The organism is Paraburkholderia flagellata (assembly GCF_021390645.1).
Lineage (GTDB): Bacteria > Pseudomonadota > Gammaproteobacteria > Burkholderiales > Burkholderiaceae > Paraburkholderia > Paraburkholderia flagellata.
This window is the reverse complement of sequence record NZ_JAJEJT010000001.1, coordinates 1,919,381-1,938,451: the sequence shown is the minus strand read 5'-3', so window position 1 is coordinate 1,938,451 and position 19,071 is coordinate 1,919,381. Positions and strand designations below refer to the sequence as shown.

General features: G+C 66.4%; 20 protein-coding genes. 17 read left to right on the top strand and 3 right to left on the bottom strand.

Going from position 1 to position 19,071, the window contains the following annotated elements; genetic code table 11:
* Positions 1-33 precede the first annotated feature (33 nt).
* The 5 genes from hpnJ to L0U83_RS08540 all read left to right on the top strand — a co-directional run bounded on the left by hpnJ (position 34) and on the right by L0U83_RS08540 (position 5,166).
* Positions 34-1,455 (top strand): hopanoid biosynthesis associated radical SAM protein HpnJ, encoded by a 1,422-nt coding sequence (gene hpnJ, locus L0U83_RS08560; protein WP_233881848.1) that lies wholly within the window; start codon positions 34-36, stop codon positions 1,453-1,455.
* Positions 1,455-2,348 (top strand): hopanoid biosynthesis-associated protein HpnK, encoded by an 894-nt coding sequence (gene hpnK, locus L0U83_RS08555; RefSeq protein ID WP_373321025.1) that lies wholly within the window; start codon positions 1,455-1,457, stop codon positions 2,346-2,348. Before hpnJ ends, hpnK begins: the two co-directional genes overlap by 1 nt.
* Entirely contained in the window at positions 2,345-3,433 is a 1,089-nt protein-coding gene (locus tag L0U83_RS08550; RefSeq protein ID WP_233881832.1) for a lysylphosphatidylglycerol synthase domain-containing protein, read from the top strand. Before hpnK ends, L0U83_RS08550 begins: the two co-directional genes overlap by 4 nt.
* A gap of 82 nt (positions 3,434-3,515) precedes the next feature.
* Complete coding sequence (locus L0U83_RS08545; RefSeq protein WP_233881825.1) at positions 3,516-4,097, top strand: outer membrane protein assembly factor BamE; 582 nt, start codon at positions 3,516-3,518, stop codon at positions 4,095-4,097.
* 34 nt (positions 4,098-4,131) lie between these two features.
* Positions 4,132-5,166 (top strand): patatin-like phospholipase family protein, encoded by a 1,035-nt coding sequence (locus L0U83_RS08540; RefSeq protein WP_233881823.1) that lies wholly within the window; start codon positions 4,132-4,134, stop codon positions 5,164-5,166.
* Positions 5,167-5,188: 22 nt separating this feature from the next.
* Here the strand turns inward: L0U83_RS08540 and L0U83_RS08535 are convergent, their stop codons facing one another.
* The 3 genes from L0U83_RS08535 to L0U83_RS08525 form a co-directional block, all read right to left on the bottom strand.
* Positions 5,189-5,527: a type II toxin-antitoxin system PemK/MazF family toxin gene (locus L0U83_RS08535; protein WP_233881821.1), complete on the bottom strand. Its 339-nt coding sequence runs from the start codon at positions 5,525-5,527 to the stop codon at positions 5,189-5,191.
* A 7-nt stretch (positions 5,528-5,534) separates the two neighbouring features.
* The gene (locus tag L0U83_RS08530; protein ID WP_233881815.1) at positions 5,535-5,822 is read right to left on the bottom strand and encodes an AbrB/MazE/SpoVT family DNA-binding domain-containing protein; all 288 of its coding nucleotides are present in this window, start codon (positions 5,820-5,822) and stop codon (positions 5,535-5,537) included.
* Positions 5,823-6,007: 185 nt separating this feature from the next.
* Positions 6,008-6,625, bottom strand: coding sequence for a histidine phosphatase family protein (locus L0U83_RS08525; protein WP_233881805.1), 618 nt, complete (start codon positions 6,623-6,625; stop codon positions 6,008-6,010).
* Between the two features lie 229 nt (positions 6,626-6,854).
* Here L0U83_RS08525 and L0U83_RS08520 point away from each other — a divergent pair, with 229 nt between their 5' ends.
* The 12 genes from L0U83_RS08520 (at position 6,855) to astE (ending at position 19,063) form a co-directional block, all read left to right on the top strand.
* Positions 6,855-7,073 (top strand): CbtB domain-containing protein, encoded by a 219-nt coding sequence (locus L0U83_RS08520; RefSeq protein ID WP_233881804.1) that lies wholly within the window; start codon positions 6,855-6,857, stop codon positions 7,071-7,073.
* A gap of 13 nt (positions 7,074-7,086) precedes the next feature.
* Positions 7,087-7,839, top strand: a complete 753-nt coding sequence (locus tag L0U83_RS08515; RefSeq protein ID WP_233881802.1) for a CbtA family protein — start codon at positions 7,087-7,089, stop codon at positions 7,837-7,839.
* Positions 7,840-8,154: 315 nt separating this feature from the next.
* The gene (locus L0U83_RS08510) at positions 8,155-8,844 is read left to right on the top strand and encodes an ABC transporter permease (protein ID WP_233881800.1); all 690 of its coding nucleotides are present in this window, start codon (positions 8,155-8,157) and stop codon (positions 8,842-8,844) included.
* Positions 8,845-8,857: 13 nt separating this feature from the next.
* A complete protein-coding gene (locus L0U83_RS08505) occupies positions 8,858-9,571 on the top strand; it encodes an ABC transporter permease (RefSeq protein ID WP_233881798.1) in 714 nt (237 codons plus the stop codon).
* A gap of 31 nt (positions 9,572-9,602) precedes the next feature.
* Complete coding sequence (locus L0U83_RS08500; RefSeq protein WP_233881797.1) at positions 9,603-10,391, top strand: ABC transporter ATP-binding protein; 789 nt, start codon at positions 9,603-9,605, stop codon at positions 10,389-10,391.
* A 156-nt stretch (positions 10,392-10,547) separates the two neighbouring features.
* Positions 10,548-11,519 carry a GlxA family transcriptional regulator gene (locus L0U83_RS08495; RefSeq protein ID WP_233883807.1) on the top strand — a complete coding sequence of 324 codons (972 nt, stop codon included), beginning with the start codon at positions 10,548-10,550 and terminating at the stop codon, positions 11,517-11,519.
* Positions 11,520-11,762: 243 nt separating this feature from the next.
* Complete coding sequence (locus tag L0U83_RS08490) at positions 11,763-12,989, top strand: aspartate aminotransferase family protein (RefSeq protein WP_233881796.1); 1,227 nt, start codon at positions 11,763-11,765, stop codon at positions 12,987-12,989.
* Positions 12,990-13,034: 45 nt separating this feature from the next.
* Positions 13,035-14,126 carry an arginine/ornithine succinyltransferase subunit alpha gene (gene aruF, locus L0U83_RS08485; protein WP_233881794.1) on the top strand — a complete coding sequence of 364 codons (1,092 nt, stop codon included), beginning with the start codon at positions 13,035-13,037 and terminating at the stop codon, positions 14,124-14,126.
* A complete protein-coding gene (gene astA, locus L0U83_RS08480) occupies positions 14,123-15,154 on the top strand; it encodes an arginine N-succinyltransferase (protein WP_233881792.1) in 1,032 nt (343 codons plus the stop codon). Before aruF ends, astA begins: the two co-directional genes overlap by 4 nt.
* A 59-nt stretch (positions 15,155-15,213) precedes the next feature.
* On the top strand, positions 15,214-16,677 hold the full coding sequence (gene astD / locus L0U83_RS08475; protein WP_233881790.1) for a succinylglutamate-semialdehyde dehydrogenase: 1,464 nt from the start codon (positions 15,214-15,216) through the stop codon (positions 16,675-16,677).
* 9 nt (positions 16,678-16,686) lie between these two features.
* Positions 16,687-18,027, top strand: a complete 1,341-nt coding sequence (gene astB / locus L0U83_RS08470) for an N-succinylarginine dihydrolase (protein WP_233881788.1) — start codon at positions 16,687-16,689, stop codon at positions 18,025-18,027.
* Positions 18,011-19,063, top strand: coding sequence for a succinylglutamate desuccinylase (gene astE / locus L0U83_RS08465; RefSeq protein WP_233881786.1), 1,053 nt, complete (start codon positions 18,011-18,013; stop codon positions 19,061-19,063). Before astB ends, astE begins: the two co-directional genes overlap by 17 nt.
* The last annotated feature ends 8 nt before the right edge of the window (positions 19,064-19,071 follow it).

Genomic DNA, 19,071 nt, shown 5'->3' with positions numbered 1-19,071 from the left:
CGACACACTACGGGTACCCGGAGCACTCATCGCATGAAAACGCTGTTTCTGCAGGCCCCGTCGTATGACGGCTTCGACGGTGGCGCGGGCTCGCGCTACCAGGCAAAGCGCGAGATCCGCTCGTTCTGGTATCCCACCTGGCTTGCGCAGCCCGCGGCCCTCGTGCCCGGCAGCCGCGTGCTCGACGCGCCGGCCGACGGCATCGGCGTGGAAGAAACGCTGAAGATCGCGATGGACTACGACCTCGTCATCATCCACACGAGCACGCCGTCGTTCCCGAGCGACGCGCTCTTTGCCGAGGATCTCAAGAAGCGCAAGCCGTCGCTGCTGGTCGGCATGGTCGGCGCGAAGGTGATGGTCGATCCGCACAACTCGCTCACGGCGACCGAAGCGATCGATTTCGTCTGCCGTGAAGAATTCGACTACACCTGCAAGGAAATCGCCGAGGGCAAGCCGTTCCCCGAGATCAAGGGCTTGAGCTGGCGCGCGAAGGACGGCTCGATCGAGCACAACGAAGCGCGTCCGATCCTCGAGAATATGGACGAGCTGCCGTTCGTCGCGCCGATCTACAAGCGCGACCTGAAGATCGATAACTACTTCATCGGCTATCTGAACTACCCGTACGTGTCGATCTACACGGGCCGCGGCTGCAAGTCGCGCTGCACGTTCTGCCTGTGGCCGCAGACGGTGAGTGGCCACCGCTACCGCACGCGCTCGGTGGAAAACGTGCTCGAGGAAGCGAAGTGGATCCGCGACAACATGCCGGAAGTCAAGGAACTGATGTTCGACGACGACACGTTCACCGACGACTTGCCGCGCGCCGAAGCGATCGCGATCGGCCTGGGCAAGCTCGGCATGACGTGGTCGTGCAACGCCAAGGCGAACGTGCCGTACAAGACGCTCAAGGTCATGAAGGAAAACGGCCTGCGCCTGTTGCTCGTGGGCTTTGAGTCGGGCGACGACCAGATTCTCGTGAACATCAAGAAGGGCGTGCGCACGGACTTCGCGCGCCGCTTCAGCGCCGACTGCAAGACGCTCGGCATCAAGATTCACGGCACCTTCATTCTGGGGCTGCCGGGCGAGACGCAGGACACGATCAAGAAGACGATCGAGTACGCGAAGGAAATCAATCCGCACACGATTCAGGTGTCGCTTGCCGCGCCGTATCCGGGCACGACGCTCTACAAGCAGGCCGTGGAAAACGGCTGGATGGAAGAGAACAAGACGATCAACCTGGTGAGCAAGGAAGGTGTGCAGCTCGCGGCGATCGGCTATCCCAACCTGCCGCGCGAGGAGATCTATCACCACCTCGAGCAGTTTTATCGCCAGTTCTATTTCCGGCCATCGAAGATCTGGGAGATCGTGCGCGAGATGCTCACGAGCTGGGACATGATGAAGCGGCGTCTGCGCGAAGGCGTGGAGTTCTTCCGCTTCCTGCGCGCGCACGAGGCATGATGGAACGTTCGTCCCGCCGCGCGCTCATCTTCACCGCCGACGACTTCGGCCTGCACGAGCGGGTCAATGCGGCGGTGGAACGCGCGCATCGCGAGGGCGTGCTGGACTGCGCGAGCCTGATGGTGGCCGCGCCCGCCGCGCTCGATGCCGTCGCGCGGGCGCGGTGCACGCCGGGGTTGCGCGTGGGGCTGCATCTGGTGCTGGCGGATGGCGCGGCGATGCTGCCGCGCGCGCAGATTCCGGCGCTCGTCGATGCGCAAGGGCGTTTTGGCGACAACATGGTTCGCGACGGCGTGCGTTTCTTCTTCCTGCCGCACGTGCGCAGGCAACTCGCGAAGGAAATTCGCGCGCAGTTCGAAGCGTTCGCTGCGACCGGGCTCGCGCTCGATCACGTGAACACGCACAAGCATTTTCATTTGCATCCCACGGTGCTTGCGCTGATCATCGAGATCGGTCGCGAGTATGGTTTGCGCGCGATGCGTCTGCCGCTCGAGGCCGGCGCGCCGCTGGCACTTAAGCCCTGGCTCGCGCTCGTGCGCGCGCGGCTGGCGCGCGCGGGCGTCGCGCACAACGACTACGTGGTCGGCATCGCAAAGACGGGCGCGATGGACGAGGCCGCCGTGCTCGACGCGCTCGCGCATCTGCCCGCGCAGGGCGTGGGCGAGATCTACTGCCATCCGGCGCTGGCGGCTGAAGCAGGCGAGGGGCCCATCACGTCATCGATGCAGAGCTATCGCCATGCCGACGAATTCGGCGCACTGATCTCGCCGCGCGTGGCCGCAGCGCTTGCGCAAGCGGGCGTGCGCCGTGGCGGCTTTATCGACGTGTTCTTCGGCGCGGCTTCGGGCTCGGATCCCGCTGCGTCGCGTGGCGCGCAGGCGCACGCGTCATGAAGTGGCTGCAATGGCTGGGCCTGCCGGTCGGGATCGCCATCCTGATCGGTCTCGTCGTACATAACGGCGCGCACGACGTGCTGCGCGTGATTGGCACGGCAGGCCCCATGCTGCTCTGGCTCGTGCCATTCCACGCGCTGCCGCTTCTGCTCGACGCGCACGCGTGGCGCCTCCTGCTCGACAAGCGCGCGCCGCTCACCTTCCTCTGGTGGACCGCGACCGTGCGCGAAGCCGTGAACCGCCTGCTGCCCGTGGTCGGCGTGGGCGGCGAACTCGTCGGCATTCGCCTCGCGCGCTGGAAGGTGCGCAATGCGAGCGAGGTCACGGCTTCGGTGATCGTCGAGGTGATCGTGACGATCGCCGTGCAATATGCGTTCTCGGCGCTCGGTGTCGTGCTGATCGTTGCGGCGACCGGCGACGGCGGTTCGCTGCGCACCATCGTCACGATCGCACTCGCGCTCGTGCTTTCGGCACCGTTGCCCGTGCTCGCTGTTTTCCTGCTGCGTCGCGGCGGCGTATTTCATGCGATCGAACGCTGGGCCGCGCGCCTGCTCGGCACCGACAATGCGCTCATGCCCGGCCTCGACGGCAAGCAGCTCGACGCCGATCTCGACGCGCTGATGTCGCGCACCGGCCTCATGTTTCGGGCTTTCTTCTGGCAACTCGGCGGCTATATGCTCGGCGCGTTCGAGACGTGGTGGGCGCTCGCGCTGCTCGGTCATCCGGTCTCGGTGGGCGATGCGCTCGCCATCGAGGCCATTACCCAGGCCGTGCGCCATGCCGCTTTCATGGTGCCCGCCGGCCTCGGCGTGCAGGAAGTCGCCGTGGTGCTGCTCGCGCAGCTCTTTGGCGTGAACCAGGAAGTGGCGTTCTCGCTCGCGCTCGTCAAGCGCATGCGCGAAGTGGTGTTCGGCGTGCTCGCGCTGCTGACCTGGCAGGCCGCGGAAATCGTCCGCGCGCGTCGCGCATTGCGCCACGGCGCGCATTCCGGTGCGCAGTCTGGAGATGCGCTGCCCGCTGTGGCGAGCGCCCGCGCGCGCATGGGCCGCCCGAAGCGGGACTCACAGCACGATCAGCGCCATTGACGGTACAGTGTGAGCATGTCGGCGTGCACCGGTTCTTCGGGCACGCGTAGACGCAAGCCCATGCTGATGCGTTAGCAAGGACATGAAGCCCACGTTCTCATCCACGCGTTCGCGCGCGCTCGCATGCGCCGCCATGGCGGCGTTCATGCTTTCCGGCTGCGACGATCACCAGCTCGGTGCCATGTTCCACTCCATCTGGCAGGGATTCAAGACGTTCTTCGACTCGGTGAAGCCCGACGCGCTGCTGCTCAAGGGCCTCACGCCTGGCGTCTCCACCCTCGAGCAGGTGCGCGAGCAGATGGGCCAGGCCGAAACCGAGCGCGTGTTCGACGACGGCTCGCGCCGCCTCGAATATCCGCGCGGCCCGCAGGGTCTCAAGACCTGGATGGTCGACATCGGCCCGAACGGGCGGCTCGTGGCCATTACCCAGGCGCTCACGGCGGAAAACTTCGCGAAGATCCGCGTCGGCATGAGTGAGGACGAGGTGCGGCGCCTGCTCGGCAAGCCGGGGCAGGTGGCTGGCTACCGCTTGAAGAAGGAGACGGTGTGGAGCTGGAAGTGGCTGGAAGGGGGCGTGACGCCCGAAGCGTATTTCAACGTGCATTTCGGACCGGACGGGCGGGTCACGACGACGTCGCGCTCGGACGTGATCCGCGGGCACTGACTCAGTTGATTCATGACCACGCAAGGAGGCGCGCATGATGAACCGGCGACGGCCCAAGCGTGTGGGGCTCGTGCTCGGCGGGGGCGCGGCGCGCGGCTGGGCGCATATCGGCGCGATTCGCGCGCTCGAGGAAGCGGGCATCAAGCCCGACGTGGTGTGCGGCACGTCGATTGGCGCGCTGGTCGGCGCCGTGTACGCGAACGGCGATCTCGACTGGCTCGAGGACTGGGTGAGCAGGCTGACCTGGCAGACCGTGGTGCGTCTGCTCGACTTGCGTTTTTCGGGCGGCCTGCTCGGCGGACGCAAGGTGATCGACCTGTTTGCGCACCAGTTCAACGGCCGCTCGATCGATGACCTGAGGCTGCCGTTCACAGCGGTCGCCACCGAACTCGACACGGGGCGCGAGGTCTGGCTGCGCGAAGGCGGCGTGGTGGACGCCGTGCGCGCGTCGATTGCGATTCCCGGCATCTTCACGCCGATCTGGCATGACGGTGTGTGGCTCGTCGACGGCGGCCTGAGCAACCCGGTGCCGGTGTCCGCCGCGCGCGCGATGCGTGCCGACACCGTGATCGCCATCGATCTGAATCACGACATTCTCAACGGCCGCGACCTGGGCGGCGCGATCGACACGATGCCGCGCGAATTGCCCGTGGAAGCGAGCGACGCGGCGGCGGCATCGGCCGCGAGAGCGCCGGGTAACGCAGCCAATGGCGCTGAAAGCACTGAAGCTGCGCCTGAACCGCTCCTGCGCCGCAACGGCAAGCGCTTTCCGCGCTGGCTGCAGCCGTCCGGCCCCGGCGCGGCCGGCGGGCCGGACGTGCGCGTGGCGCCGCCGCCTAGCACGCGCGTGCCTTCCGTGTTGAGTTCGGTGGCCCAGAGCATCGACATCATGCAGGTGCGCATTACGCGCAGCCGCCTTGCGGGCGAGCCCGCCGACGTGCTGATCCAGCCGCGCCTGGGCGGCATGGGGATCTTCGACTTTCATCGCGCCGGGCCCGCTATCGAAGAAGGGCGTGCGGCCGTGCAGTACATGATGCCGGCCATCAAGGCGCAGTTGGGACTGGACTAGGGCGCTCCCAGTGCGCTGCCGGCTACAGATCCAGAATGCCGGCGACGGCGAACTTCGCCGCCTCCAGTTCCTCGGCTGTCGCCGATTCTCCCTTGTGCCGCCAGACTCTGCCTGTTAGCGAAAGCGTCGTAACCTGATCGGCCATCGCGACACAGGGCCTGGCCAGGCCGCTGATAGGGATTTCCGACTCCCACCCGTGAATGGTGCTGGTGACAGGCAGTCCGACGAAGCGGGTCGTCAGTTCGTTGAACTCGGAGTCGGTGAGGACGAGGACAGGGTGATAGCCGTCCTGCTCACTGCCTGCGCCTGGCCCGACGTTGAGCCAGAGGATGTCGCCTGCGTCTGGTGTTCCGTTCTTCATGCGTTCCTTACCATGGATCGAAACGCGTGGGGTCATCGGGTCCGCCGATTTCGGTCCCTTGCGGCTGGCCGAAGTCGATGAGCGGGTGCGGCTCGAGGTTTCTCTCGCGCAACTGCTGCAAATAGCGCTCGCGCGAGAAGCGCCGGATCGCCGTATGCGGGCGAACCGTGAGCGACCCATCTTCGACTTCCACCTCGACTTCCTGCCCTTCGGCCAAGGCCAGTTTGCTGGCAAGGCTGGCCGGAATGCGCACCGCGAGGCTGTTTCCCCAACGCTTCAGGGTTTGTATCGCCATTTCGTCCTCGTACTGAATTAGCCGTCTGGCCAAAAACGTATTGCGTTTGATGTCCATACCTGATCGGGGTGTATCTACGTGGTTGATACCATCCCGATGCTAGGCTTCCAATTCACGTGTGTCAACGCGTTGATACGCGCTAGATTCGCGGCGCACGTACACAGGTCAAGGAATGCGCACTATCCTCAGTCCACCGCCGCGAGCCACGCCCAGCCGTGCTGGGTGCGGCGTAGCGCCGTCACGGAAAGCGGCGCGATTTCGATCGAGCGAAAACCCGACGACGGCGCACCCAGCGCGTGCAGAATCGCCGCGCGCATCACACTCGCGTGCGTGAAGGCGACCACGTCGGGCTCGGAGTCGGGAATCGCATCGAGCCAGGCGCTGACGCGCGCGCGGACATCGTCGAACGATTCGCCGCCTGGCGGCCTGAAGGCTGGATCGCGCGTCCAGGCAACCAGTGCTTCGGGCGCTTCGTGTGCAAGATCCGCGATACGCTTGCCTTGCCACGCGCCGAAGGCCGTGTCGGCGAGCGCGTCGCCGGGCGTCGCCGCGGTGAAGCCTGCCGCGCGTGCGCTCGCTCGTGCGATCGCCGCGGGACTCGTGAGCACGCGCAGCGCCTCGCCATTGCGCTCACCGCGCTCCAACCGCGCGTGCCAGCGCTCGCACCATGCAGCAAGCGCCTCGAGTGCGCGGGTGTCGAGCGCTTCTTCGGCGTCATCGCCCGCTACAGGCGCTCGCGGGAACGTTCCCGAGCGCAGCGCGGCATTCGCCGCATGACTCACCAGCCAGACGGTCGTCGGCATGCTTTTCCTTACGCATCACTTCACTGTGGCTGACATCCGGTCCGCGGCCAGCCATCGCAGCGCGTAGAATACAGGCTCCACGACACGCGGAAGCCGGTGCAAGTCCGGCGCGGTCGCGCCACTGTAACTGGTTGCCTGCGATTGAATCGAAGCAACGGAAGTCAGACCTGCGCGTCGTGAACCACCCTTTCAACGACTAGCGGGGCGCGTAACCCCAGGAGAAGTCAGCATGTCCGAAACCTCATTCCCGTTGCAGCACGCACCGGCCGCGCCGGCGCCCATTCCCCTGCGAGAGATCCTGCCCTGGGCGATCTTCGGCGGGCTCATGCTGCTGCTGGCCCTGTACTTCGTGGGCGCCGAGCAAGGCGCTACCTCGATCGTTCCGGGCATGTACGTCCACGAATTCGTTCACGACGGCCGCCATCTGCTCGGCTTTCCCTGCCACTGACCGGGAGCTGAAGATGGTTGGCAAGTTGCTGGTACGCGGCATGCTCGCAGGCATCGCCGCGGGACTCCTCACGTTCGGCTTCGCGAAGATCGCGGGCGAGCCCCAGGTCGATCAGGCGATTTCCTTCGAGGAAAAGGTCGACGCCGCGAAGGGTGAGGCACCCGATCCCGAAATCGTGAGCCGCAAGACCCAGGCGAGCATCGGGCTCTTCACGGGCGTGATGGTCTATGGCGCGTCGATCGGCGGCCTCTTTGCACTCGTCTTCGCCTATGCGAACGGTCGCGCGGGCCGTCTTTCGCCGCGCGCGCTCTCGGCCTGGCTCGCGCTCGCCGCGTTCGTCGCGATCTACATGGTGCCGAACATCAAGTATCCGGCGAATCCGCCGTCGGTCGGCGACCCGGAAACGATCGGCTATCGAACCGGGCTTTTCTTCCTGATGATCGCGATCTCGATCGCCGTGTCGGTGTTCTCGCTCAAGATGCGCGCCGCGTTCGTGCCGCGCCTCGGTGTCTGGAATGCTTCGATCGTGGCGCTCGTGCTGTTCGTCGTCGTGATCGGCGCGGTCCAGTTCGCGCTGCCGACGATCAACGAGGTGCCCGCGGCCTTCCCGGCCGTGTTGCTGTGGAAGTTCCGCACGGTGTCGATCGGCATGCAGGTCATCCTCTGGACCACGATCGGGCTGCTGTTCGGCGCGCTCGCCGAAAAGCTGATTGGCGCGAACGCCCGTGCGGGCAGCGCACGCGGCACGCAAACGCGCGCCGCGTAAGCGCCGCAGGGCCGCTGGGCGCACGCCGCGCGCCTATCGAAAAAGCGACCGCAAACTTGCGTAAATGCCCCGCACGCCCCGCGTGCCGGGGCATTTTTTTTCACCTTTCAAAAGCATCGGGCCCGCGGCTGCGCGGGCCCGATCCGCGCGCGTCCATGCGTCGCACTGCAATGCTGCACTGCAATATCCGCGCCGCGCTAGTTTGAGCAATCCATTTTGCACTGAGACGATCCGCGCCAGTTCATCGGTTTGCGCGGCGCTTGTATGCCCGCGAGGCCGCCCGAAACGACAAAACGAATTGATCCGGAGACGCGCGTGATCCTTTACGGCTTTGGCCCGGTGCTGCTTGCCGGCACGATCCAGACGATCGAACTTTCGCTCCTCTCGCTTGGCGTGGCTGTCCTGCTCGGCCTCGCGGGCGCGGCGGCCAAGCTCTCGTTCAACCGGCCGCTCGCGGCCGCGGCGACCGCCTACACGACGCTGATCCGCTCGGTGCCCGATCTCGTACTCATGCTGCTGCTCTTCTACAGCATCCAGATCGGCGTGAACGAGGCCACCGACGCGCTCGGCATGGCGCAGATCGATATCGATCCGTTCGTGGCCGGCGTCGTCACGCTCGGCTTCATCTACGGCGCGTACTTCACCGAGACCTTTCGCGGTGCGTTTCTCGCGGTGCCGCGCGGCCAGCTCGAAGCGGGCCACGCCTACGGCATGAGCGGCGCGCGCGTGTTCGCCCGCATCCTCTTTCCGCAGATGATGCGTTTCGCGCTGCCAGGCATCGGCAACAACTGGCAGGTGCTCGTGAAGGCTACGGCGCTCGTCTCGATCATCGGTCTCGCCGATGTCGTGAAGGCCGCCCAGGACGCGGGCCGCAGCACCTTCAACCTGTTCTTCTTCCTCGTGATCGCGGCGCTCATCTATCTCGCGATCACCACGCTCTCGAACTTCGCGCTCATCTGGCTCGAACGCCGCTATTCGGTCGGCGTGCGTCACGCGCAACTCTGAGGAGACGGCCGCCATGAACGAAATCATTCAGCAATTCGGCCGCGCGTTCCTCTACTGGGACGGCGAGCACGTGTCGGGCCTCGCGATGACGCTGTGGCTGCTCGTGATCTCCGTGGCTTTCGGCTTCGTGTGCGCGGTGCCGCTCGCCGTGGCGCGCGTGTCGAGCCGCCGCTGGCTTTCGCTGCCGGTGCGCTTTTACACCTACGTGTTCCGCGGCACGCCGCTTTATGTGCAGTTGCTGCTCATCTACACGGGCGTGTACAGTCTCGCGTTCATTCGCGCGGAGCCGCTCCTCGACGCATTCTTTCGCAGCGGCCTGAACTGCGCGGTTCTCGCGTTTGCGCTGAACACCTGTGCGTACACGACTGAGATTTTCGCGGGCGCGATTCGCGCCACGTCGCACGGCGAAGTGGAAGCGGCGCGCGCCTACGGCATGAGCCCGTTCACGATGTACTGGCGCGTGATCCTGCCCTCGGCGCTGCGCCGCGCACTGCCGCTGTACAGTAACGAAGTGATCCTGATGCTGCACGCGACCACGGTGGCCTTCACCGCGACGGTGCCCGACATCCTCAAGGTCGCGCGCGACGCCAACTCGGCCACCTACCGCTCGTTCGAGTCGTTCGGCCTCGCGGCGCTGATCTACTGTGCGGTATCGTTCGTGCTGGTGGCCGCGTTTCGCCGCGCCGAAAAACGCTGGCTCGGCCATCTCGCCGTGCGCACCCGCTGATTCACTGGAATATCGGAAACTGGAGACCATCTTGGCTCAGACGCAATCCTCAGACAGCAAGCTCGTCGCGCGCGACATCCACAAGCGCTACGGCGACAACGAGGTGCTCAAGGGCGTCTCGCTCGACGCGAAGAAGGGCGACGTGATCAGCATCATCGGTGCGAGCGGCTCGGGCAAGAGCACGTTCCTGCGCTGCATCAATTTCCTCGAGAAGCCGAACGCGGGCGAGATCGTCGTGGACGGCGAAACCGTGCGCACGAAGGCGAGCCGCACCGGCGACCTCGACGTGGCCGACCACAAGCAGCTGCAGCGCATCCGCACCAAGCTGGCGATGGTGTTCCAGCACTTCAATCTCTGGTCGCACATGAACGTGCTCGAGAACGTGATGGAAGCGCCCTTGCACGTGCTGGGCGTGCCGCGCAAGGAAGCCGAGGAGCGCGCGCGGCAGTATCTGGAGAAAGTGGGCCTGGCTCCCCGCGTGGAGAAGCAATATCCCTCGCATCTTTCGGGCGGCCAGCAGCAGCGCGTGGCGATTGCGCGCGCGCTTGCCATGCATCCCGACGTGATGCTGTTCGACGAGCCGACTTCGGCGCTCGACCCCGAACTCGTGGGCGAAGTGCTCAAGGTCATGCAAAAGCTTGCCGAAGAAGGCCGCACGATGATCGTCGTGACGCACGAAATGGGCTTTGCGCGCAACGTCTCGAATCATGTGATGTTCCTGCACCAGGGACGCACGGAGGAAGAGGGCGCGCCCGCGGATGTGCTCGGCGCGCCGAAGAGCGATCGCCTGCGCCAGTTCCTCTCGGGCAGCCTCAAGTAGGCGGCACGTTCGATTTCGCGCCTCGTCTTGCCGATGGTCCGCTCCACCGTTCTCCCTTCCGCCTCCGTTCCAGCCGCCGCGCCCGGCGGCCAGGCGCCGCTCGCGCGCGCCGGGCGCACCACCCAGGTGGCGATCGTCGCGCTCCCGCCCGTTTCGATGTCGGGCGTGGGCCCGATCGTCGATGCGCTCAATCTCGCCAACGAAATCGACGGCCGAGCGCTGTACCGCTGGCAGATGTGCTCGTGGAACGGCCGCCCTGTGCCGCTTGCGGGCGGCGCGCAATGGCCCGCCGACTGTGCGTTCGGCGACGCCGTGTCGTGCGACTGGCTCATCGTCGTGACCGAGCGCTACCAGCAGTTCGCCGACTATCGCCTCTTTCTTGCGAGCCTCGCGCGCGTGGGGCAGCGCACGCCGCTCGTCACGGGCATTCACCACGGCATCTGGTGGCTCGCGATGGCAGGGCAGTTGCAGGGCTACCGCGTGGCCGCGAACTGGGAAACGTTCCAGCAATTCGCCGAGCAGTTCGAGCGCACCATCGTCACGCAACACATCTACGAAATCGACCGCGACCGCGCGACCTGCTCGGGTGGCCAGGCCACGCTCGACTTCATGCTCGCGATGATCGGCCGCGACCACGGCCCGGAACTCACGGAACGCATTGCCGACGCGCTCGGTGCAAGCACGCTGCGCAGCGGCGACGAGCGCCAGCGCATTCCGTTCGTGACCGCGCCGGGCGAGCGGCACCCGCGCCTGAACGACGCGCTCCAGCTTATGGAAGCCAACATCGAAGACCCGCTCACGACCGACGAGATCGCGAATCTCGTGGGTGTGTCGCGGCGTCAGCTCGAACGGCTCTTTCGTCAGTATCTGGGCGCGATGCCGTCGAAGTACTACCTCGGTCTGCGCCTTGCCAAGGCGCGCTCGCAGTTGCAGCGCACCAGCAAGTCGGTGGTGCAGATCAGTCTCGCGTGCGGGTTTTCTTCGGCGGCGCATTTTTCGAATGCGTACCGTGAGCGCTTCGGCGTCACGCCGCGTGAGGACCGCCGCAACTGGATCGAGCGCCAGCACGGCGGGGCCGCCGCCGAACCGCGCGCGGGCGCGCTCGTCGAGCCGCCGGAAGTTCAGTAAAACTTAGCCGCGGCGCAGCAGGCACGCGGGACTTGCAGGTTCCGTACGAGGCTCCGTACGAAAAAACGCGTCGCGCCTGCGCAAGACGTTTGCGCGCAGCTTGCCTACACTGCACAAGTGTCTACGGGACCGGGTGCTTCAGCACCGGGTCCCGTCCCAAGCAAAGCCACCCGGGCGAAAGGGCTCAGCCCCAACGCACATCGACCCCGAATTCGACACGCACTGCGTACTAGAGGAATCACCATGAACGACCAGACTGTGAGCCGCAAGACCTTCGACGAAGTGATGGTGCCGTGTTTCTCGCCCGCGCCGTTCGTGCCTGATCGGGGTGAAGGCTCGCGCGTGTGGGACACCGAGGGCCGCGATTACATCGACTTCGCGTGCGGTATCGCCGTGACCTCGCTCGGCCACGCGCACCCGGAGTTGCTGCGCGTGCTGCAGGAGCAGGGCAGCAAGCTCTGGCACATCGGCAATGGCTACACCAACGAACCGGTGCTGCGCCTCGCGCGCCAGCTTGAAGCCCTCACGTTCGCCGACCGCGCGTTCTTCGCGAACTCGGGTGCGGAAGCCAATGAGGCGGCGCTCAAGCTCGCGCGCCGCGTGGCCTTCGATCGGCACGGCGCCGACAAGTTCGAGATCGTCTCGTTCACGCAGTCGTTCCATGGCCGCACGTTCTTCACCGTGAGCGTGGGCGGTCAGCCCAAGTATTCGGAAGGCTTTGGCCCCGTGCCGGGCGGCATCACGCATCTGCCGTACAACGACATCGAAGCGGCGAAGCGCGCCATCGGCGCGCAGACCTGCGCCGTGATCGTCGAACCGGTGCAGGGCGAAGGCGGCGTGATTCCCGCCGATCCGGCCTTCCTGCGCGCGCTGCGCGAAGCGTGCGATGCGCACGGCGCGCTGCTGATTTTCGACGAGGTGCAAACGGGCGTGGGCCGCTCGGGCCACTTCTACGCCTACGAAGATACGGGCGTCACGCCCGATATCCTCACGACGGCCAAGGCGCTCGGCAACGGCTTCCCGATCGGCGCGATGCTCACGACCGAAGCGATTGCGGCGCACTTCAAGGTCGGCGTGCACGGCACGACCTATGGCGGCAATCCGTTGGGCGCCGCGATTGCGGGCAAGGTGGTCGAACTGGTGAGCGATCCCGCACTGCTGGCAGGCGTGCGTGCCCGCGGCGAATCGATTCGCGGCAAGCTCGCGAAGATCAACGAGCGCTTCGACATGTTCAAGGAGGTGCGTGGCAAGGGTCTTTTGATCGGCGCCGAACTGAACGCTCGCTTTGCCGGTCGCGCCAAGGACTTCAACGCGGCGGCCGCGAATCGCGGCGTGATGATGCTGATTGCAGGGCCGGACGTGCTGCGCTTCGCACCGTCGCTCATCATTCCGGAAGCGGACCTCGACGAAGGCTTTGCGCGCTTCGAGCAGGCCTGCAATGACGTCATTGGCGTCGCCGGCGCACGCTGATCGCAGCGCGCGCCCAACTGAAACACAGCGCACATAGGACCGACGATGCTATTCGTTCGCCCCGCCAGGCTTTCCGATCTCGACGCGATCGCCCATATGGCGCGCACCGCGCAGCCGGTGCTGCATTCGCTGCCGCACGACCGCGCGGCGCTCGAAGCGCGTATCGCGCTTTCAGAAGATTCGTTTCGCGCGGACGTGGACTTCCCAGGTGAGGAGTTCTATCTGTTCGTGCTCGAAGATTCCGCTACCGGCCGGCTCGTAGGCACTTCGAGTATCGTCGCGGCGGCCGGCTACGCCGAGCCGTTCTACGCGTTTCGCAACGACGCGCTCATTCATGCATCGCGTGAGCTGCACGTGAACCGCAAGATTCATGCGCTGACGATGTCGCACGAACTCACGGGCAAGAGCCGTCTCGCGGGTTTCTATATCGAGCCCTCGCTGCGCGGTGACGCGGCCGCGCATCTCATGTCGCGCGCGCGCATGATGTACATCGCGATGAATCGCCGGCGCTTCACGCCCGAAGTGTTCACGCTGCTGCTCGGCGTGACCGACGACAAGGGCGCGTCGCCTTTCTGGGAAGCCGTCGGGCGCAAGTTCTTCGGGCGCGATTTCAAGGACATCGAATTGGCCTCGGGTGGACGCAGCCGCACCTTCATTGCCGAAGTGATGCCGGCTTACCCGATCTATGTGCCGCTGCTGCCGGAGCCGGCGCAGCGCGTGCTCGGCGAGCCCGATCCGAGCGCCTTGCTCGCTTACGAAATCCATCTGGAAGAGGGCTTCGAGCCGGACCGCTACGTCGATATTTTCGATGCGGGCCCGGTGCTCACCGCGCAGGTGGATCGCACGGCTTCGGTCGCCGGTAGCGAGGCGCGCACGGTGCGTGAAGTTGCGCCTGCAACGAATCTGGAAGGCGCGGCGTATCTGGTCGCGAGCCAGCGCGCGGGCGAGTTCCGTTGCGTGCTCGCGACGTTGCCCGAAAGCGGGAAGGGTGCTGGCACACGGGGAGGCAACTTCGCGCCGCTCGACGCGGCCGCGCGCGCCTCGCTCGGCGTGCAGGACGGCGAACCGGTGCGCTGCGCACCGCTTTATCGCGCCACCCCGCAAACAGAGGATGCATACATGGGAGACGCACAATGATCGTGGTACGCGTCGTGCAAACGGGCGACGTGGACGCGCTCGTCGCGCTCGCCCAGGAAACGGGTCCCGGCCTCACCACCTTCAAGCCCGACCGGGAGGCGCTCAAGGCGCGCATCGAGCGCGCACGGCGCACGCTCGCCGGCGAGGCCGAGTTGCGCGAAGCCGGCTACTTCTTCGTGATGGAAGACACGGCAACGGGCGACGTGGCCGGCGTGTGCGGCATCGAAACGGCCGTAGGGCTGGAGCAGCCGTTCTACAACTACCGCGTGAGCACGGTGGTGCACGCGAGCCAGGAACTCGGGATCTGGACGCGCATGCGTGCGCTCAATATCTCGCACGATCTCACAGGCTATGCCGAGGTGTGTTCGCTCTTTCTCTCGCCGCGGTATCGCACGGGCGGAGTGGGCGGGCTGCTTTCGCGCTCGCGCTTCATGTTCATCGCGCAGTTTCGGGAGCGCTTTCCCGAGCGCCTATGCGCGGAATTGCGCGGCCATTTCGACGCGCAAGGCACGTCGCCATTCTGGCGCGCAGTCGGTTCGCACTTCTACCAGATCGATTTCAACGCTGCGGACTACCTGAGCTCGCATGGGCGCAAGTCGTTCCTCGCGGAGTTGATGCCGCGTTACCCGGTGTATGTCGAGTTGCTGCCCGAAGAAGCGCAGGCGTGCGTCGGCCTCACGCATGACGACACGATTCCCGCGCGCCGCATGCTCGAAGCCGAGGGCCTGCGCTACGAGAATCACGTCGATATCTTCGACGCGGGCCCGGTGCTCGAATGCCATATCGGCGACCTGCGCACGGTGCGCGACAGCGTGGTGTTGCCGGTCGAAATTGGCGAAGCGCATGCGCAAGAGGGCGTGCGCTCGCTCGTGTCGAATACGTCGCTTGGCGACTTTCGCGTGGGATTCGCGCCGGGCGTCGTGCACGACGGCGTGTTCACGCTGAGCGCCAGGGAGGCGGCGGCACTGAACGTCGCGGCGGGCGAACCGGTGCGCGTGCTCGGCCCCGCAGCGAAGCAAAAGCGATAAACCTGCATGGGACCAGAGTAAGCGCCAAAGCGCCAACTCTGGTCGACACAAGGATGACCATGAACGAGCTTTACATCGATGGACAATGGTGCGCGGCCTCGGGCCCCGCGTTCGTTTCGCGCAACCCAGGCACCGGCGAGACCGTGTGGAGCGGCAACGCCGCGAGCGAGCAAGATGTCGATCGCGCCGTCAGCGCTGCGCGCCGCGCGTTTGCCGCGTGGTCGCAAACGCCGCTCGAAGCGCGCTGCGAGATCGTGAAGCGCTTTGCCGCGCTCGTCACCGAAAAGAAGGAAACGCTCGCGCAGGCCATTGGCCGCGAAACCGGCAAGCCGCTCTGGGAAGCGCGCACCGAAGCGGCGTCGATGGCCGCGAAGGTTGCCATTTCGATCACCGCCTACGGCGAGCGCACCGGCGAGAAGCGCGCAACGATGGCCGACGGCGTGGCGGTGCTGCGTCATCGCCCGCATGGCGTCGTTGCCGTGTTCGGTCCGTACAACTTCCCGGGTCATCTGCCCAACGGCCATATCGTGCCGGCGCTGATCGCGGGCAACGCTGTCGTGTTCAAGCCTTCGGAACTTGCGCCTGAAGTTGCGCGCGCAACGGTCGAGCTCTGGCACGAAGCCGGATTGCCCGCGGGCGTGTTCAACCTCGTGCAGGGCGAGCGCGACACAGGCATTGCGCTTGCGAATCACAAGCAGATCGACGGGCTCTTCTTCACGGGCAGTTCGGACACGGGCACGTTGCTGCATCGCCAGTTCGGCGGCCGGCCGGAGATCGTGCTCGCGCTGGAGATGGGCGGCAATAATCCGCTCGTCGTCGCTCCGGTTGACGATATCGACGCAGCCGTCCATCACGCGATCCAGTCGGCGTTTCTTTCGGCAGGGCAGCGCTGCACGTGCGCGCGCCGCATTCTCGTGCCTGCGGACGCGTTCGGCGAGCGCTTCCTCGCGCGCTTCGTCGAAGTGAGTTCGCGCATTACGGTGGGCGAGTACGATGCCGAGCCGCAGCCCTTCATGGGCGCCGTGATTTCGGCGCGCGCGGCGGCCAAACTGATGAGCGCGCAGGCGCAGTTGCTCGAGCGCGGCGCACGCGCCTTGCTGCCGATGGCGCAACGCGACCCGGCGCTCGGCTTCGTGACCCCCGCGATTCTTGACGTGACCGGCGTGGCCGACTTGCCCGACGAGGAGCACTTCGGGCCGCTCGCGCAGATTATCCGCTACGCGGGTTTCGACGACGCGATCGCGCAGGCCAACAACACGGCGTACGGGCTCTCGGCGGGCCTGCTCGCCGACGACGAAGCGCTGTGGCAGCGCTTCACGCGCGAAATCCGCGCGGGCGTCGTGAACTGGAACCGGCCGACCAACGGGGCGTCGAGCGGCGCGCCGTTCGGCGGCGCGGGCCGTTCGGGCAACCACCGGCCGAGCGCGTACTACGCCGCCGACTACTGCGCCTACCCGATGGCCTCGGTAGAAAGCGCGCAATTGCAGATGCCCGCGAGCGTATCGCCGGGTCTTCACTTCTAAGGAACGACGATGCAAACCCTTGAAGCCAACTTCGACGGACTCGTCGGCCCCACGCACAACTATGCCGGATTGTCGTTCGGCAACGTCGCCTCGCAGAACAATGAGAAGTCCGTGGCGAACCCGCGCGCCGCGGCGCAGCAGGGCTTGCGCAAGATGAAGCGGCTCGCCGACCTGGGCTTTGCGCAAGGCGTGCTGCCGCCTCAGGAGCGTCCCTCCATGCGCTTGCTGCGCGAACTGGGTTTCGGCGGTAAGGATGCCGAAGCGATCGCGCGCGCCGCGAAGGACGCGCCCGAACTCCTCGCGGCGGCAAGCTCCGCATCGGCCATGTGGACCGCCAATGCGGCCACGGTGAGCCCTTCGGCGGATACGCCCAACCGGCGCGTGCATTTCACGCCCGCGAACCTGTGCAGCAAACTGCATCGCGCGATCGAGCACGAGGCGACGCGCCGAACGCTCGCCACGGTGTTCGCGGACCCCTCGCACTTCGTCGTGCACGAGGCGCTGCCCGGCACGCCCGCGCTCGGCGACGAAGGCGCGGCCAACCATACGCGCTTTAGCGCGCAGTACGGCGAGCGCGGCGTGGAGTTCTTCGTGTATGGGCGCAGCGAATACCGGCGCGGACCGGAGCCCAAGCGCTTCCCGGCGCGGCAGACGTTCGAGGCGAGCCGCGCCATTGCGCAGCGTCACGGCCTGACCGACGCCGGCACCGTGTTCGCGCAGCAGAACCCCGATGTGATCGACGCGGGCGTGTTCCACAACGACGTGATCGCCGTGGGCAACCGCAGCACGCTGTTCTGCCACGAGCGCGCGTTCGTCGACCAGAAAGCGGTGTACGACGAACTGCGCACGAAGCTCGCGGCGCACGACGCGCCTTTCCACGTGATCGAAGTGCCCGAGGCGCGCGTGAGTGTGGCCGACGCGGTCTCGTCGTATCTCTTCAACAGCCAGTTGCTGAGCCGCGCCGATGGCACGCAGATTCTCGTCGTGCCGCAGGAGTGCCGCGAGAATCCGCACGTGGCGATCTACCTCGACGAGTTGGTCGCGAGCAGCGGGCCGGTGGACGAAGTGCTCGTGTTCGACTTGCGCGAAAGCATGAAGAACGGCGGCGGCCCGGCGTGCCTGCGTCTGCGGGTCGTCCTCAGCGACGCAGAGCGCGCGGCGACGGCGCCCGGCGTGTGGATGAACGACGCGCTCTTCACGCGCCTCGACGGCTGGATCGAGCGGCACTACCGTGACCGGCTCGCGCCGCAGGATCTGACCGATCCAGCGCTGCTCGTCGAGTCGCGCACGGCGCTCGACGAACTCACGCAGATTCTCGGCCTCGGATCGCTCTATGACTTCCAGCGCTGATCACCCGCTCGCCGATTTTCTTGCGTACACGCTAGCCGGTACGCGCCCAGCCACGCCCGACGCTGCGCGCGGCGAATGCGCGGGCGGCGTGCGCTGGCAATGGCTCGACGAGGGCGTGCTGGAGCTGGAGCCGGCACGCGTTGACGATACGACGCGCAGCGTGTTGCTTTCGGCCGGCGTGCACGGCGACGAGACCGCGCCGATCGAACTGCTCTCGCAGCTCGTGGCCGATATCGCGGCGGGCCGCGTGCCGCTAGCCTGCCGCGTGCTCGCGGTGCTCGGCAACGCGGGCGCAATGCGCGCCGGCGAGCGCTATCTCGACGACGATCTCAACCGCCTGTTCGGCGGCGGCCATGCGCGTGTGCCGGCGAGCCGCGAGGCGCCGCGCGCCGTGGCGCTCGAAGCGGCGGCGCAGCGCTTCTTCGCGAAGGCCGCGAGTGCCGCCGACGCGCCATTCGCGCGCTGGCATCTCGACATGCATACGGCGATCCGCGCCTCGGCGTTCGAGCAGTTCGCGCTGCTGCCGCACACGGGCGAGCCGCCGGCGCGCGCGATGCTCGAATGGCTCGCCGACGCGCGCATCGCGGCCGTGTTGATTCACACCGAGAAGGGCGCGACCTTGTCGTCGTTCACGGCGCAAACGTGCGGGGCGCTGGCCTGCACGCTCGAACTCGGCAAGGTGCGCCCGTTCGGCCAGAACGACCTGGCGCGCTTCGCCGGTGCCGACGCCGCCGTGCGCCGCCTCGTGGCGGGCGAAGTGTCTTTGCCAAAAGGTGCGCAGATGCCGCGCATCTTCACGGTGATCGGCCAGATCACGAAGCAGAGCGACGCGCTCAAGCTCAACGTGGCCGCCGACGTGCCCAACTTCACCCCGTTTCAGCGCGGCGAGGTGCTGGCGGAAGACGGTGCATACCGCTACGTGGTGCAGCACGACGAGGAGCGCATCGTGTTTCCGAATCCGGGCGTGAAGCCGGGTTTGCGCGCGGGCCTGCTCGTCGTCGACACCACACGGGAGACGCTCGCCGCGCTCGCCTGAGCGCCTGC

What these genes read in the sequence shown, in the direction of transcription:
- L0U83_RS08550 (WP_233881832.1), top strand. Translation starts at nt 2,345, where the DNA reads ATGAAGTGGCTGCAATGGCTGGGCCTGCCGGTCGGGATCGCCATCCTG.
- L0U83_RS08530 (WP_233881815.1), bottom strand. Translation starts at nt 5,822, where the DNA reads ATGGCGATACAAACCCTGAAGCGTTGGGGAAACAGCCTCGCGGTGCGC.
- aruF (WP_233881794.1), top strand. Translation starts at nt 13,035, where the DNA reads ATGCTATTCGTTCGCCCCGCCAGGCTTTCCGATCTCGACGCGATCGCC.
- L0U83_RS08535 (WP_233881821.1), bottom strand. Translation starts at nt 5,527, where the DNA reads ATGAAGAACGGAACACCAGACGCAGGCGACATCCTCTGGCTCAACGTC.
- astD (WP_233881790.1), top strand. Translation starts at nt 15,214, where the DNA reads ATGAACGAGCTTTACATCGATGGACAATGGTGCGCGGCCTCGGGCCCC.
- hpnK (WP_373321025.1), top strand. Translation starts at nt 1,455, where the DNA reads ATGGAACGTTCGTCCCGCCGCGCGCTCATCTTCACCGCCGACGACTTC.
- L0U83_RS08545 (WP_233881825.1), top strand. Translation starts at nt 3,516, where the DNA reads ATGAAGCCCACGTTCTCATCCACGCGTTCGCGCGCGCTCGCATGCGCC.
- hpnJ (WP_233881848.1), top strand. Translation starts at nt 34, where the DNA reads ATGAAAACGCTGTTTCTGCAGGCCCCGTCGTATGACGGCTTCGACGGT.
- L0U83_RS08490 (WP_233881796.1), top strand. Translation starts at nt 11,763, where the DNA reads ATGAACGACCAGACTGTGAGCCGCAAGACCTTCGACGAAGTGATGGTG.
- astE (WP_233881786.1), top strand. Translation starts at nt 18,011, where the DNA reads ATGACTTCCAGCGCTGATCACCCGCTCGCCGATTTTCTTGCGTACACG.
- L0U83_RS08515 (WP_233881802.1), top strand. Translation starts at nt 7,087, where the DNA reads ATGGTTGGCAAGTTGCTGGTACGCGGCATGCTCGCAGGCATCGCCGCG.
- astB (WP_233881788.1), top strand. Translation starts at nt 16,687, where the DNA reads ATGCAAACCCTTGAAGCCAACTTCGACGGACTCGTCGGCCCCACGCAC.
- L0U83_RS08495 (WP_233883807.1), top strand. Translation starts at nt 10,548, where the DNA reads ATGTCGGGCGTGGGCCCGATCGTCGATGCGCTCAATCTCGCCAACGAA.
- L0U83_RS08540 (WP_233881823.1), top strand. Translation starts at nt 4,132, where the DNA reads ATGATGAACCGGCGACGGCCCAAGCGTGTGGGGCTCGTGCTCGGCGGG.
- L0U83_RS08505 (WP_233881798.1), top strand. Translation starts at nt 8,858, where the DNA reads ATGAACGAAATCATTCAGCAATTCGGCCGCGCGTTCCTCTACTGGGAC.
- L0U83_RS08525 (WP_233881805.1), bottom strand. Translation starts at nt 6,625, where the DNA reads ATGCCGACGACCGTCTGGCTGGTGAGTCATGCGGCGAATGCCGCGCTG.
- astA (WP_233881792.1), top strand. Translation starts at nt 14,123, where the DNA reads ATGATCGTGGTACGCGTCGTGCAAACGGGCGACGTGGACGCGCTCGTC.
- L0U83_RS08520 (WP_233881804.1), top strand. Translation starts at nt 6,855, where the DNA reads ATGTCCGAAACCTCATTCCCGTTGCAGCACGCACCGGCCGCGCCGGCG.